A 13324-nucleotide genomic window follows, 5' to 3' on the forward strand; every position below is an offset into this window, starting at 1 on the left:
CATGCCCGATCATGACGAATCGATCGTCGCCACCGGTGCGGGTGAGCCCGATCGGCTGCAACGATTGTGGACACCGCACCGGATGTCCTACATCGCCGAGGCCCCGCAGACCTCGACGAAGTCGAGTGAGCCGTTCTCCGACATTCCCAAGATGAGCGACGAGGACGGTCTGGTCGTCGCACGGGGCGAATCGGTCTACGCGGTGCTCAACCTGTACCCGTACAACCCCGGCCACGCGATGATCGTGCCGTACCGCCGGGTAGCGGCACTCGAAGACCTCACCCCTGCCGAGAGCGCCGAGTTGATGGCGTTCACGCAGCAGATGATCCGGGTCATCAAGCGGGTGTCCAGCCCGCACGGCTTCAACGTGGGGCTCAACCTCGGTGCGGCAGCCGGCGGCTCGTTGGCCGAGCACCTACACCAGCACATCGTGCCGCGGTGGGGCGGCGACGCGAACTTCATCACCGTGATCGGTGGCGCGAAGGTCATGCCACAGTTGCTTCGCGACACACGGGCCCTGCTCGCGTCGGCCTGGAACGAATGAAACACCCGCGAGAGGAGCACTCGCCGTGCTGAGCATTTTCGGCCGTGCGCCGGTTTCGAAGGTGACGGCACCGCTCGGCCGCGCTCTCAACAGCACCGGACTGACCCCGGACTCGGTGACGATCATCGGCACCGTCGTCACCGTCACCGCGGCAGTGACGATGTTCCCCGCCGGCTACCTGTGGTGGGGTTCGATCGTCATCACCCTGTTCGTGCTCTTCGACATGCTCGACGGTGCGATGGCACGGGCGCGGGGTGGCGGCACCAAGTACGGTGCCGTTCTCGACGCGACATGCGATCGCGTGGCCGATGGCGCAATCTTCGGTGGCCTGGCCTGGTGGGCGGTGTATTCCGAGCAGAACAAGCTGCTGCTGGTCGCCACCCTGATCTGCCTGGTCACCTCGCAGGTGATCTCCTACGCCAAGGCGCGCGCAGAGGCCAGTGGTCTCTCGGCCGATGGCGGTTGGATCGAACGCCCGGACCGCCTCGTCATCGTGCTCGTCGGAGCCGGATTCACCGGCGTGGGCCGACACTTCGGCATTCCGTGGCTGGACAGCCTCATCTACCCCGCGATGTGGGTGCTCGCTGCGCTGAGCATCGTGACGGTCTTCCAACGGGTACTGGCAGTCCGCGGATCCGCGGGCGCACGCGACATCATCGCGCCGTCGTCGGCCACGGCCTCCGACGACGGAGATGTGGCACCGTCGTGAACCTCTCCGAGAGGGCCAGCGACCTCGGATACGCAGCCGGGTGGCGACTGGTGCGGTCACTGCCCGAGAGTGTGGCTCGCGAACTCTTCGACCGAGGTGCCGACTTCGCGTCGGGTCGACATGGCGGCCCGGATCAGTTGCGGCGCAATCTTGCTCGCGTACTCGCCACGACTCCCGGTCAGGTTCCCGACGAGTTGATTCGAGACAGTGTCCGCTCGTACGCCCGCTACTGGCGCGAGGCGTTCCGGCTACCGTCGATGGATCTGGCCGCGCAGGCAGCAGTCGTCGATCGGTGCGTGAACGGCAAGGAACATCTGGAGAGTGCACTCGCGGCCGGCAAAGGGGTGGTGCTGGCGCTGCCGCACAGCGGCAACTGGGACATGGCCGGAATGTGGCTGGTGCGCACTCACGGTGGGCTCTCGACCGTTGCCGAGCGCCTGAAGCCCGAATCTCTGTACCAGCGATTCGTCGCCTATCGGGAGAGCCTGGGCTTCGAGATCTTCCCGCTCAGCGGTGGTGAACAACCGCCCCTTCTCGCACTGTCGGAAAGACTGCGCCAGAACAAGGTGGTCTGCCTGCTCGGCGAGCGAGACCTCGCCAAGCACGGGGTGCCCGTCACGTTCTTCGGTGAACCGACCCGGATGCCCGCCGGTGCCGCGAAGCTTGCGATCGACACCGGCGCGACGTTGCTGCCGGTGCACGGCTACTTCGACGGCGACGGCTGGGGTTTCGACATCTCGCCCGCAGTGGATGTCTCGGCAGGCGTGGGGCCCGCCACCCAGACGTTGGCCGATCACTTCGCTGCCGGAATCCGGGCACACCCGGCGGACTGGCACATGCTTCAGCCGCTGTGGATGAGCGACTGGTCGGCCGAACGGCGAGCCCGAATCGAGGGCACGTGAAGATCGGCATGGTCTGCCCCTACTCGTTCGACGTGCCCGGCGGCGTACAGGCCCACGTTCAGCAGTTGGCCGAGGTGTTCATCGAACGTGGACACCGCGTGAGCGTCCTCGCACCGGCATCGGACGACGTCGAACTGCCGGAGTTCGTGGTCTCGGCAGGCGAGGCACTCGCCATCCCGTACAACGGATCGGTCGCTCGTCTGCGATTCGGGCCGGTGACCTACTCCCGAATCCGAAAGTGGATCTCGGACAACGATTTCGACGTCTTGCACATTCACGAACCGAACGCGCCGAGTCTGTCGATGCTTGCGCTCAAAGCGGCGGACGGTCCGATCGTGGCGACCTTCCACACCTCCACCACGAAGTCATTGGTGCTCAGCACCTTTCAAGGCGTTCTCAGGCCCTACCACGAGAAGATCAGCGGACGGATCGCCGTCTCGGAACTCGCCCGACGCTGGCAGGTCGAGGCCCTCGGCTCCGACGCGGTCGAGATTCCCAACGGTGTCGATGTGCCGGCGTTCGCCGACGCCGCGCTGCTCGAAGGCTACCCGCGTCCCGGTCGTACAGTGCTTTTTCTCGGCCGATTCGATGAACCGCGGAAGGGAATGGCCGTCCTGCTCGCCGCCCTACCCACACTGGTCCGATCGCATCCCGACATCGAGATTCTCATCGTCGGTCGCGGCGACGAGGACAAGCTCCGGAAAGAGGCGGGGGAGCTGGCGTCACACCTGAGGTTCCTCGGTCAGGTGGACGACGCCACGAAAGCCTCGGCAATGCGCAGCGTCGATGTCTATTGTGCGCCCAACCTCGGTGGTGAGAGCTTCGGTATCGTGCTCGTCGAAGCCATGGCCGCCGGAACGCCGGTGGTGGCAAGCGAACTGGACGCTTTCCGTCGAGTCCTGCGCGACGGCACCTGCGGACTGCTGGTTCCGATCGACGATGCCGCCGCCCTCGCGGCGGCAGTGAGCTCGATTCTGTCCGACGACGCTGTCAGAGGTCCACTGATCGACGCTGCGTCGGCGGCTGTCTCCGCCTACGACTGGCCGGTGGTCGCCGAGCAGATTCTCCGGGTGTACGACACCGTCACCATCGGAGGCCAGAAAGTTCGAGCGGCGACCTGATGACTCTTTCCGCTCTCACCATCCTGGTACTCGGACTGATCGCAGTCCTGATACTCGTGGTCGGTCTCTGGGCCTACGGAACCGCCAACCGGCTCGATCGCTTGCACGTACGGACCGATCTTGCCTGGCAGGCGCTGGACGCTGCGCTCGCCCGCCGTGCCGTCGTCGCCCGGGCCGTGTCCGCTGCCACGCGAGACTCGGCACCGTCGAGCAGGGAACTCGCCGCATTGGCGGATCGAGCCGAGCGCGCCGATCGGTCGCAGCGGGAGGATGCAGAGAACGCCGTGTCGATGTCCTTGGCCGTCGTGGAACCGAACGATCTGCCTCCGCAGTTGGTCGCCGAACTGGCCGATGCCGAGGCTCGGGTGCTGATCGCGCGACGGTTCCACAACGATGCCGTTCGCGACACCCTGGCGCTCCGTGAACGACTTCCGGTTCGGTGGCTGCATCTCGGCGGCACGGCCGCCCTGCCGTCGTACTTCGAGATTGCCGAGCGTTCTGCCGCTGCGACCTTCGGTGCCGAGAATCGGGCAACGCCGCGGACCTCGGCGCGGGTGGTGCTGCTGGACGAGCGGGGCCGGGTGCTGCTGTTGCGCGGGCACGACCCGACGGCTCCCGACACGTTCTTCTGGTTCACGATCGGTGGAGCCGTGGAGAAGGGCGAGTCGCTGCGCGATGCCGCCGTCCGAGAGGTCCGCGAGGAAACTGGTCTGGACGTTGCTGCGGCCGATCTGCGAGGTCCGCTGTGGCGCCGGGTCGCCACCTTCCCTTTCAACGGAACTCTGATCAGATCGGAGGAATTGTTCTTTGCGTACCGAACTCAGGAGTTCGAGCCGCACAGCGCCGGATTCACCGACTTGGAGCGTCGGATCGTGACGGGGCACCGGTGGTGCATGGAATCGGACATCCGTGGTTTCGGTGCAGTCGGCGAGAATGTCTATCCGCAGGATCTCGCCGAGTTGCTCGACGAGGTCAACGTGGCGCTCGCCCGCCGCGGAGATCCGGACGTGCGCGCGATCCGCTGACAATCTGGACCTCGTCGAGCAGGCCAGCAATCGTCAAGTGGTTATGGGAATCGGCGCAGCGGAAGCCTAGTGTTCTGGGCGCGACTTCGCGCCGCAGCCCTCGAGCATTCGTGGGAACGGCGGTGCGCACTCGCGCCAATCAGCCCGGAGCGCTGCGACAGCGTCGAAGAACACAGGAGTTTCGCTTGAGTACCCCACACGCATCCACCACGCCCGCCGCATCGGCCGAAGGCGGGGCGAGCGAGAACGGAGTCGGCACCGCGCGGGTCAAGCGAGGAATGGCCGAGATGCTCAAGGGTGGCGTCATCATGGATGTGGTCACCGCAGACCAGGCCAAGATCGCCGAGGACGCCGGAGCGGTGGCAGTGATGGCCCTCGAGCGCGTTCCCGCCGACATTCGCGCCCAGGGTGGAGTGTCGCGGATGAGCGATCCCGACATGATCGACAGCATCATCTCCTCGGTCAGCATCCCGGTGATGGCGAAGGCGCGCATCGGACATTTCGTCGAAGCGCAGATCCTGCAGAGCCTGGGCGTCGACTACATCGACGAGTCCGAGGTTCTCACTCCGGCCGACTACGCCAATCACATCGACAAGTGGAACTTCACCGTTCCTTTCGTCTGCGGTGCCACCAACCTCGGTGAGGCCCTTCGCCGAATCACCGAGGGCGCAGCCATGATTCGCTCCAAAGGCGAGGCCGGAACCGGTGACGTCTCCAACGCGACGACGCACATGCGCAAGATTCGCGACGAGATCCGCCGACTCACCTCGCTTCCCGAGGACGAGCTGTACGTGGCTGCGAAAGAACTGCAGGCCCCGTACGACCTCGTCGTCGAGATAGCCCGCGCAGGCAAGCTGCCCGTCACACTGTTCACCGCCGGTGGAATCGCCACTCCGGCCGACGCGGCGATGATGATGCAACTCGGTGCCGAGGGAGTCTTCGTCGGATCGGGAATCTTCAAGTCCGGCAACCCCAAGGAACGCGCCGAGGCGATCGTCAAGGCGACCACGTTCTTCGACGACCCGGATGTGCTGGCGAAGGTCTCGCGTGGCCTCGGCGAGGCAATGGTCGGCATCAACGTCGACGACCTCCCCGTCGGGCACCGGCTCGCCGAGCGCGGCTGGTGACTCCAACCCGCTAGCGGCGTTCGAGTGCCGGGCGGTCCGGATGGTCCCATCGGATCACGAAGTCCGTCCGCCCGGCCGAGGGGTCGAGGCTGTCGTAGTACTCGACCAGTGGGGCGCAGGTCCACTGGTCGGCCGGGTCTGTTCGTCGACGCAACGCGCCTTCGGACAGGCGCAGCTGCACCGACACGTCGACGTCCAGGCCCCGTCCGAGCAGCATCGGTCCGGCGATCAGGACGATCTGATTCGGTGCGGCGTCCACGCTGCGTGCGCGGGCGGAACGATCGGTCGACTCGTTCCACAGACGGGGGAGAAAGTGACCTCGGCCACCGGGTCGCATCGGAGCGATGACCTCCCTGGCCACGGCGTCGTAGTCGAACCACAGTGTGCGATAGCTCAATTCGTCGGTGCGTGAGTACTCGAATCGAATCGACGCAGGCCGGACGTAGTCGTGCAGGTCGACCACCGCCGCCGGACGCCCGTTCGAGCGAGCGTGTTCGGCTGTGCGCGTGGCGAACTCGACCGGCCGTGCGGCATCGGCACCATCGACCAGGACGATCGTTCGGGCACCGGCCGGGCAGGAGTCGACGATCGACTCGACGAGGAGATCGGGAAAGATCGGCACCGGTTGACCCACACCGACCATCTTGCCTGGTCGGTCCATTGTTAGCCTGGGCCCCTCAGGAAAGGTGGGCACAAGCCATGGCCAGCATCGAGGACATTCTCGAATTGGAGCGGATCGAGAACGACATCTATCGGGGACGGACCTTCCCGAGTCGTCTACCCCGGACGTTCGGCGGCCAGGTCGCGGGCCAGGCGCTCGTTGCAGCGGTGCGCACGGTGGCCCCCGAGTTTCGCGTGCATTCTCTGCACGGCTACTTCCTGCGGCCCGGCAACCCCAACGAACCGGCCGTCTTCATGGTCGATCGGATCCGCGACGGACGGTCCTTCTGCACGCGCCGCGTGACCGGAATCCAGGACGGCAAAGCAATATTCACGATGTCCGCCTCGTTCCACGGGGACGACGACGGTATTTCACATCAGGACGTGATGCCCGACGTCGTGCAACCCGAGAGTCTGCCCGATCCCACCACCCTCGCCGAGTACGACCACTCGTACTACAAGGAGTGGTCCGAGTGGGACATCCGGCTCGTCCCCGGCGACCAGACCGTCAAGCATCCCAGTTTCGCAGCGCAGCAACGTGTTTGGTTCCGTTATCGAGACACGCTGCCCGACGATCAGGTATTCCACGTGTGTGCATTGGCGTACATGAGCGATATGACGCTGTTGGGATCGGCCAAGGTTCCCCACCCGGAGGCCGTGACACAGACCGCCTCGCTCGATCACGCGCTGTGGTTCCTTCGGCCGTTTCGGGCGGACGAATGGTTGCTCTACGACCAGACGTCGCCATCGGCCGATTTCGGGCGGGCCCTGACACAGGGGCGGATCTTCGACACCTCCGGCCGTATGGTTGCCGCGGTGGTGCAGGAGGGGCTCATGCGTTTCGAGCGAAATCCCGAGAGCGCCAACATCGATCCCTTCGGACTGAAGTGAGCGCTCCGACCATCGGAGTTCTGGCACTGCAAGGCGACGTTCGCGAGCATCTGGTGGCGCTCGAGTCGAGCGGAGCGCACGGCGTCACGGTGCGGCGTCCCGCCGAACTCACGCAGGTCGACGGGCTGATCATCCCCGGTGGGGAATCCACGACCATGAGCAACTTGCTCGGGGTGTTCGACCTGCTCGACCCGTTGCGGGCCCGGTTGGTCGAGGGCATGCCCGCGTACGGATCCTGCGCGGGCATGATTCTGCTGGCGTCCGAGATTCTCGACACCAGGCCCGACGCGCGGCATCTCGACTCCCTCGATATCACTGTGCGGCGCAATGCTTTCGGACGTCAGGTCGACTCGTTCGAGACCGATCTCGACGTCATCGACATCGAGGGTGGGCCGGTGCGAGCAGTCTTCATCCGGGCGCCCTGGGTCGAGCGGGTCGGCGAGCACGTCGAGGTGCTGGCCGCCGTGCCCCACGGACCGGCCGCCGGACGGGTGGTGGCCGTCCGGCAGAACCACGTGTTGGCCACCAGCTTCCATCCCGAGGTCACCGGAGACGATCGAGTGCACCGACTCTTCGTAGACATGGTGCGCCGCCGCTAGGACCCGACGGACCAGGTCGGTCCCGAGCGCCTACCGGGCGAGTAAAGTCGACAACACTGATTTCGAGCAGGAAGGGGCGCTATCGCATGAGCGGCCACTCAAAATGGGCCACCACCAAGCACAAGAAGGCGGTGATCGACGCCCGGCGCGGCAAGTCTTTCGCCAAACTCATCAAGAACATCGAGGTGGCGGCTCGCACGGGTGGAGGTGACCCCACGGGCAACCCGACTCTCTTCGACGCCATTCAGAAGGCGAAGAAGACGTCGGTTCCCAACGACAACATCGAACGTGCGCGCAAGCGAGGAGCGGGCGAGGAAGCCGGCGGTGCCGACTGGCAGACCATCATGTACGAGGGCTACGGCCCCAACGGTGTGGCCATCCTCATCGAGTGCCTCACCGACAACCGCAACCGTGCCGCAGGCGAGGTGCGCGTGGCGATGACTCGCAACGGTGGAAACATGGCCGACCCCGGCTCGGTGTCGTACCTGTTCTCGCGCAAGGGCGTGGTGACCCTCGAAAAGAACGGTCAGAGCGAGGACGACGTGCTGATGGCCGTTCTCGAGGCCGGTGCCGAGGAAGTCAACGACAACGGTGACACCTTCGAGGTCGTCAGTGAGCCGACCGACCTCGTCGCGGTGCGGTCCGCGTTGCAGGAAGCCGGTATCGACTACGACTCTGCCGAGGCGAGCTTCCAGGCCTCGGTCAACGTTCCTGTGGACGCGGAGGGTGCGCGCAAGGTCTTCAAGCTCATCGACGCGCTCGAGGACAGTGACGATGTGCAGAACGTGTGGTCCAACGTCGACTTGTCCGATGAGGTCATGGCCGAGTTGAACGAAGAGGACTGACCGGCCCCGATGTCATCGAGGCACCATCGGACGGGTGTCGTAGCCCTGATCCGTCGGTACGCTCCGCTACGCTATCGAACAACAGTTCGTAAGCGGAAGGTGTGGTGGCGTGCGGGTGATGGGTGTCGACCCCGGTCTCACCAGGTGTGGGCTCAGTTTGATCGAGGGCGGGGTGGGCCGAACGGTGGTTGCGCTCGACGTCGACGTGGTGCGCACTCCCGCGGATATGGATTTGGCGCAGCGGCTGCTGCGGATCTCCGAGGCCGCGGAGTACTGGCTCGATACGCACACACCGTCGGTGGTGGCAATCGAGCGAGTGTTCGCGCAACACAACGTGCGTACGGCGATGGGTACCGCTCAGGCCGGTGGTGTCATCGCGTTGGCCGCAGCCCGGCGCGGCATCGACGTCTGTTTTCACACCCCCAGTGAGGTCAAAGCTGCGGTGACCGGCAACGGATCGGCCGACAAGGCTCAGGTCACGGCCATGGTCATGCGCATTCTCGGTCTGCAGACGGCTCCCACCCCCGCGGATGCAGCCGACGCTCTCGCCCTCGGAATCTGTCATTGCTGGCGAGCTCCGATGATTGCGCGGATGGCGAAGGCGGAAGCGATGGCAGCAGAACAGAAACGGAAGTACGACGCGCGTCTGGCCGAGGAGCGCAAGGCCCGCGCGGCCGTCACACGCAAGGTCGAGAAGTTGGCGAAGAAAGGGGCGGGCGCGCGATGATCGCATCGATCAGGGGCGCGGTGATCGACATCGCGCTCGACCACGCCGTGCTCGAGGCTGCAGGTGTCGGGTATCGAATCAGCGCCACGCCCGCAACACTGGCCACCCTGCACCGGGGAAGTGAATCGACCCTGCTGACCACGATGATCGTCCGCGAGGACTCTCAGACGCTCTACGGCTTTCCGGACACGGAGTCCCGCGAGCTGTTCGAGCTGCTCCTGACCGTGTCCGGCGTCGGTCCACGAATCGCGATGGCCACTCTCGCCGTACACGAGCCCGATGCCCTGCGAACGGCTCTGGCCGACAGCGATATCGGGGCGTTGACCAGAGTGCCCGGTATCGGGAAGCGCGGCGCAGAGCGGATGGTCGTCGAACTTCGCGACAAGGTCGACGCAGTCGTCGGCCGCACCGGCAGCTCGGTCGTGCCCGGTTCCGGGGCCGGTAACTCCATGCGTGATCAGATCGTCGAGGCGTTGATCGGGCTCGGATTCCCGGCCAAGCAGGCCGAGGAAGCCACCGATGCGGTGTTGGCCCAGCAACCCGAGGCCACCACCTCGACGGCATTGAGATCGGCGCTCGCGTACCTCGGAAAGTCCAGGTAGGTCGACGTGACCGAGGACGACCAGTTCGCCGACTCGCAGGTGGGTGCGGACGCGATGTCCGACGATCTGGATGTCGAGACGAGTCTGCGTCCGAAGAATCTCACCGACTTCATCGGGCAACCCCGAGTGCGTGAGCAGCTTCAGCTCGTACTGTCCGGTGCCAAGATGCGCGGCGGTACTCCCGATCACATCCTGATGTCCGGGCCGCCGGGGCTCGGGAAGACCAGCATGGCGATGATCATCGCAGCCGAACTCGGAACCTCGCTGCGGCTCACGTCCGGTCCGGCGCTCGAGCGCGCGGGCGACCTGGCCGCAATGCTGAGCAACCTCGTCGAAGGCGACGTGCTGTTCATCGACGAGATCCATCGCATCGCCCGACCGGCCGAGGAAATGCTCTACCTGGCGATGGAGGATTTTCGAGTCGACGTCATCGTCGGCAAAGGGCCAGGAGCGACATCGATACCGCTCGAGGTCGCACCGTTCACGCTCGTCGGTGCCACTACGAGATCGGGTGCGCTGACCGGACCGCTGCGCGATCGCTTCGGCTTCGTGGCGCACATGGACTTCTACGAGCCGAGCGAACTCGAACGCATTCTCATGCGATCGGCAGGCATTCTCGGCGTGCCGATCGATCGGGACGGGTGCGCGGAGATCGCCGGGCGCTCACGCGGCACACCCCGTATCGCAAACCGATTGCTTCGGCGAGTTCGTGACTATGCGGACGTGCGAGGCGACGGCAGCGTCACCCAGAGCATCGCCAAGGCCGCACTGGTGGTCTACGACGTCGACAAACTCGGACTCGACCGCCTGGACCGCGCCGTGCTGAGCGCGCTCATCCGCAGCTTCGGCGGGGGACCGGTCGGAGTGTCGACGCTGGCCGTGGCCGTCGGTGAGGAAGCATCGACGGTCGAGGAGGTCTGCGAGCCCTTCCTGGTCCGAGCGGGAATGGTCGCGCGTACACCGCGAGGACGCGTTGCGACCGCGGCAGCATGGCAACACCTGGGATTGACCCCGCCTGCGGACCTCGCAGTAGGGGGAATTTCTGTCCGATCTGCGGAGATTCAGCAGGGATTATTCGAGTGAATCGGGCATAAGAGGACACGAACGGACCGGGCCGGTTCCCGGTGATGGCACACTGGGTAGCTGCGAGGCTCGCACCGGCGACATCGCGCACGAGACAATGACGACTTTCGACCCGAACTTCGAGGACTGACCTTCCGATGGATTTGCTGTTTCCGCTGCTGATCGTGGCCCTTCTGGTACCGCTGTTTCTCAATGCGCGTCGACAGAAAAAGGTGCTGGCCAAGACCACCGAAATGCAGGAGTCGCTGAAGGTCGGCGACGAGATCGTCACCACGGCCGGTCTCTACGCCCGCATCGTCCTGGTCGAGGACGACACCATCGACCTGGAGATCGCCGACGGCATCATCACCACCTGGTCGCGGGCAGTCGTGCGCGAGGTACTGCCCGACGGCTCGGAGTTCGACGACACCGACTTCGAGACGGACACCGCGAACCTCGAGAGCAACGCCAGTTCGGGACCGTCGCTGAACAAGACTGATGTCGGCGGGCCCGACGAGACCGTCGAACAGACGTCGAAGCGGCTCGAAAAAGAGTGAGCATCCGTTGATTCGAACCGCTGTCGGACAGAATCCGGCAGCGGTTTCGTCTGCGGTGACACAGATGGTGCACAATCGCACCGCTTGCCGCTGACAATCCGAGTCGACGCGAGCCCTGTAGGAACCGATACTTTCCACCGCCCAGAGGAGAATCACACACCGTGGCACCTTCCAGCGGACCGGTGCGTCCCGCCCGCTATCTCGCCGTTTTCGCGGTGTTGATCGCAGCGGTGTACGCCCTGGTCTTCTTCACCGGAGACAAAGAACCCTCGCCGAAGTTGGGAATCGACCTTCAGGGCGGCACGCGCGTGACCCTCACCGCGCGAACCCCCGATGGCAATGCGCCGACGCAGGACAGCCTGAGGCAGGCCCAGCAGATCATCGAGACCCGCGTCAACGGTCTCGGTGTCTCCGGCTCCGAGGTGGTCATCGACGGTGACAACCTCGTCATCACGGTGCCCGGTGACGACAGCTCCCAGGCGCGCACCCTCGGCCAGACCGCGCGACTGTTCATCCGACCGGTACTGGGATCGGTCGCTCCCTCGGCAGGCCAAGAGACGAACCCGGGCCAGACGTCCACCGATCCGTCCCCTTCCACCGATCCGCCCGCTCCGGCCGCGTCCACCGATCCGGCGGCACCCACAGCTCCCGCGGATGCTCCCCAGAATCGAGTGTTCCCCGCCCAGGATCCGTCGACGGTCGATCCGACGCCCTCGACCGATGCACCGGCCACCGAGGCACCCGCAACCGGTGCACCCGCCACCGGTACACCCGCCAGCGATCCGGCCAACGATGCGTCGTTGTCCGACGCGGATCGCGCAGCGCAGGAGATCGCCGACGCTAAGGCACTGCGACAGAGCGAGGACCCGCAGATCCAGCAGCTGGCCATGCAGTCCCTCGACTGCAATGCAGCCGACCCACTCGCCGGCAACGATGATCCGGCGCTTCCTCTCGTTGCCTGCTCGACCGACGGGACGGCCGTCTACCTGCTCGGCCCCACGATCATCGACGGGCAGCAGATTGCCGATGCGACCTCAGGTTTCGACAGCCAGCAAGCCCAGTTCCAGGTCAGCCTGACCTTCGACTCGGAAGCTTCGAACACCTGGGCACAGTTCACCGCCGCGAATCTGCAGAAGCAGGCCGCATTCGTGCTGGACTCGAAGGTGATCAGCGCGCCGGTGATTCAGGGCGTGACCCCCGCCGGTAGCGCCACCTCCATCACCGGAAACTTCAACGCCCAGACCGCCTCGGAGTTGGCCAACACACTGAAATACGGCTCGCTGCCGTTGTCGTTCGTGTCCTCCGAAGCCGAGACCGTGTCGGCGACGCTGGGATTGGCCTCGCTCGAAGCGGGTCTGATCGCCGGAGCCATCGGACTGCTGCTCGTGTTGGTCTACTGCCTGCTCTACTACCGCGCCCTCGGCTTGCTGACCGCTCTGTCGTTGATGCTGGCAGGTCTGGTCGTCTACGGGATCATCATCCTGCTGGGCAGATGGATCAGTTTCACCCTCGACCTCGCCGGCATCGCCGGATTGATCATCGGTATCGGTATGACCGCCGACTCGTTCGTGGTGTTCTTCGAACGCATCAAGGACGAGATCCGTGAGGGTCGCAGCTTCCGGTCCGCGGTACCCCGTGGTTGGGCGCGGGCGCGAAAGACGATCCTGTCGGGCAACGCCGTCAGCTTCATCGCCGCAGCCGTGCTGTACGTGCTGGCCGTAGGGCAGGTCCGCGGCTTCGCCTTCACCCTCGGACTGACGACGATCCTCGACATCGTCGTCGTGGTCCTGGTGACGTGGCCGCTGGTGTTCATGGCGTCGAAGTCGAAGTTCTGGTCCAAGCCGTCGGTGAACGGTCTCGGTGCCGTCCAGCAGATCGCGCTCGAACGCAAGCGCGCCGCCAACAAGGCGCTCGCCGTCAAGACCGGCACCACGCCGTCGAAGGAGGCATGAC

Annotated in this window: 15 protein-coding genes; 14 read left to right on the forward strand and 1 reads right to left on the reverse strand. The window is 65.3% G+C overall.

Going from position 1 to position 13324, the window contains the following annotated elements; all coding sequences use genetic code 11:
• Nucleotide 1 precedes the first annotated feature (1 nt).
• From J1M87_RS05220 to pdxS, 6 genes are all read left to right on the forward strand, one after another.
• Complete coding sequence (locus J1M87_RS05220) at nucleotides 2-544, forward strand: HIT domain-containing protein (RefSeq protein WP_206488400.1); 543 nt, start codon at nucleotides 2-4, stop codon at nucleotides 542-544.
• A gap of 25 nt (nucleotides 545-569) precedes the next feature.
• Nucleotides 570-1253 (forward strand): phosphatidylinositol phosphate synthase, encoded by a 684-nt coding sequence (pgsA, locus tag J1M87_RS05225; protein WP_206488402.1) that lies wholly within the window; start codon nucleotides 570-572, stop codon nucleotides 1251-1253.
• Nucleotides 1250-2155 (forward strand): phosphatidylinositol mannoside acyltransferase, encoded by a 906-nt coding sequence (locus J1M87_RS05230; protein ID WP_206488404.1) that lies wholly within the window; start codon nucleotides 1250-1252, stop codon nucleotides 2153-2155. The genes pgsA and J1M87_RS05230 overlap by 4 nt, the downstream gene beginning before the upstream one ends.
• Nucleotides 2152-3276, forward strand: coding sequence for a glycosyltransferase family 4 protein (locus tag J1M87_RS05235; protein ID WP_206488406.1), 1125 nt, complete (start codon nucleotides 2152-2154; stop codon nucleotides 3274-3276). Before J1M87_RS05230 ends, J1M87_RS05235 begins: the two co-directional genes overlap by 4 nt.
• The gene (locus J1M87_RS05240) at nucleotides 3276-4301 is read left to right on the forward strand and encodes an NUDIX domain-containing protein (RefSeq protein WP_206488408.1); all 1026 of its coding nucleotides are present in this window, start codon (nucleotides 3276-3278) and stop codon (nucleotides 4299-4301) included. The genes J1M87_RS05235 and J1M87_RS05240 overlap by 1 nt, the downstream gene beginning before the upstream one ends.
• A 185-nt stretch (nucleotides 4302-4486) precedes the next feature.
• The gene (pdxS, locus tag J1M87_RS05245) at nucleotides 4487-5428 is read left to right on the forward strand and encodes a pyridoxal 5'-phosphate synthase lyase subunit PdxS (protein ID WP_206488411.1); all 942 of its coding nucleotides are present in this window, start codon (nucleotides 4487-4489) and stop codon (nucleotides 5426-5428) included.
• Between the two features lie 10 nt (nucleotides 5429-5438).
• Here the strand turns inward: pdxS and J1M87_RS05250 are convergent, their stop codons facing one another.
• Entirely contained in the window at nucleotides 5439-6062 is a 624-nt protein-coding gene (locus tag J1M87_RS05250; RefSeq protein ID WP_307830734.1) for a hypothetical protein, read from the reverse strand.
• 65 nt (nucleotides 6063-6127) lie between these two features.
• Between J1M87_RS05250 and J1M87_RS05255 the strand changes: the two genes are divergently transcribed.
• The 8 genes from J1M87_RS05255 to secD all read left to right on the forward strand — a co-directional run bounded on the left by J1M87_RS05255 (nucleotide 6128) and on the right by secD (nucleotide 13323).
• The gene (locus J1M87_RS05255) at nucleotides 6128-6979 is read left to right on the forward strand and encodes an acyl-CoA thioesterase II (protein WP_206488413.1); all 852 of its coding nucleotides are present in this window, start codon (nucleotides 6128-6130) and stop codon (nucleotides 6977-6979) included.
• On the forward strand, nucleotides 6976-7578 hold the full coding sequence (gene pdxT / locus J1M87_RS05260; protein ID WP_206488415.1) for a pyridoxal 5'-phosphate synthase glutaminase subunit PdxT: 603 nt from the start codon (nucleotides 6976-6978) through the stop codon (nucleotides 7576-7578). The genes J1M87_RS05255 and pdxT overlap by 4 nt, the downstream gene beginning before the upstream one ends.
• Before the next feature lie 86 nt (nucleotides 7579-7664).
• Complete coding sequence (locus tag J1M87_RS05265; RefSeq protein WP_206488417.1) at nucleotides 7665-8423, forward strand: YebC/PmpR family DNA-binding transcriptional regulator; 759 nt, start codon at nucleotides 7665-7667, stop codon at nucleotides 8421-8423.
• A 109-nt stretch (nucleotides 8424-8532) separates the two neighbouring features.
• On the forward strand, nucleotides 8533-9150 hold the full coding sequence (gene ruvC, locus J1M87_RS05270) for a crossover junction endodeoxyribonuclease RuvC (RefSeq protein WP_206488419.1): 618 nt from the start codon (nucleotides 8533-8535) through the stop codon (nucleotides 9148-9150).
• The gene (gene ruvA, locus J1M87_RS05275) at nucleotides 9147-9752 is read left to right on the forward strand and encodes a Holliday junction branch migration protein RuvA (RefSeq protein WP_206488422.1); all 606 of its coding nucleotides are present in this window, start codon (nucleotides 9147-9149) and stop codon (nucleotides 9750-9752) included. Before ruvC ends, ruvA begins: the two co-directional genes overlap by 4 nt.
• Before the next feature lie 54 nt (nucleotides 9753-9806).
• Nucleotides 9807-10835 carry a Holliday junction branch migration DNA helicase RuvB gene (ruvB, locus tag J1M87_RS05280; protein WP_206488782.1) on the forward strand — a complete coding sequence of 343 codons (1029 nt, stop codon included), beginning with the start codon at nucleotides 9807-9809 and terminating at the stop codon, nucleotides 10833-10835.
• A 137-nt stretch (nucleotides 10836-10972) separates the two neighbouring features.
• Entirely contained in the window at nucleotides 10973-11371 is a 399-nt protein-coding gene (gene yajC, locus J1M87_RS05285; protein WP_206488424.1) for a preprotein translocase subunit YajC, read from the forward strand.
• A 161-nt stretch (nucleotides 11372-11532) separates the two neighbouring features.
• Nucleotides 11533-13323 (forward strand): protein translocase subunit SecD, encoded by a 1791-nt coding sequence (secD, locus tag J1M87_RS05290; RefSeq protein ID WP_206488426.1) that lies wholly within the window; start codon nucleotides 11533-11535, stop codon nucleotides 13321-13323.
• The last annotated feature ends 1 nt before the right edge of the window (nucleotide 13324 follow it).

It is taken from the genome of Rhodococcus sp. KRD162, assembly GCF_017168335.1.
Lineage (GTDB): Bacteria > Actinomycetota > Actinomycetes > Mycobacteriales > Mycobacteriaceae > Rhodococcoides.

Bases quoted from the DNA above. Each gene is read 5' to 3' on its own strand.
- J1M87_RS05220 (WP_206488400.1), top strand. From the start codon at position 2: ATGCCCGATCATGACGAATCGATCGTCGCCACCGGTGCGGGTGAGCCC.
- J1M87_RS05240 (WP_206488408.1), top strand. From the start codon at position 3,276: ATGACTCTTTCCGCTCTCACCATCCTGGTACTCGGACTGATCGCAGTC.
- J1M87_RS05255 (WP_206488413.1), top strand. From the start codon at position 6,128: ATGGCCAGCATCGAGGACATTCTCGAATTGGAGCGGATCGAGAACGAC.
- J1M87_RS05265 (WP_206488417.1), top strand. From the start codon at position 7,665: ATGAGCGGCCACTCAAAATGGGCCACCACCAAGCACAAGAAGGCGGTG.
- ruvA (WP_206488422.1), top strand. From the start codon at position 9,147: ATGATCGCATCGATCAGGGGCGCGGTGATCGACATCGCGCTCGACCAC.
- ruvB (WP_206488782.1), top strand. From the start codon at position 9,807: ATGTCCGACGATCTGGATGTCGAGACGAGTCTGCGTCCGAAGAATCTC.
- yajC (WP_206488424.1), top strand. From the start codon at position 10,973: ATGGATTTGCTGTTTCCGCTGCTGATCGTGGCCCTTCTGGTACCGCTG.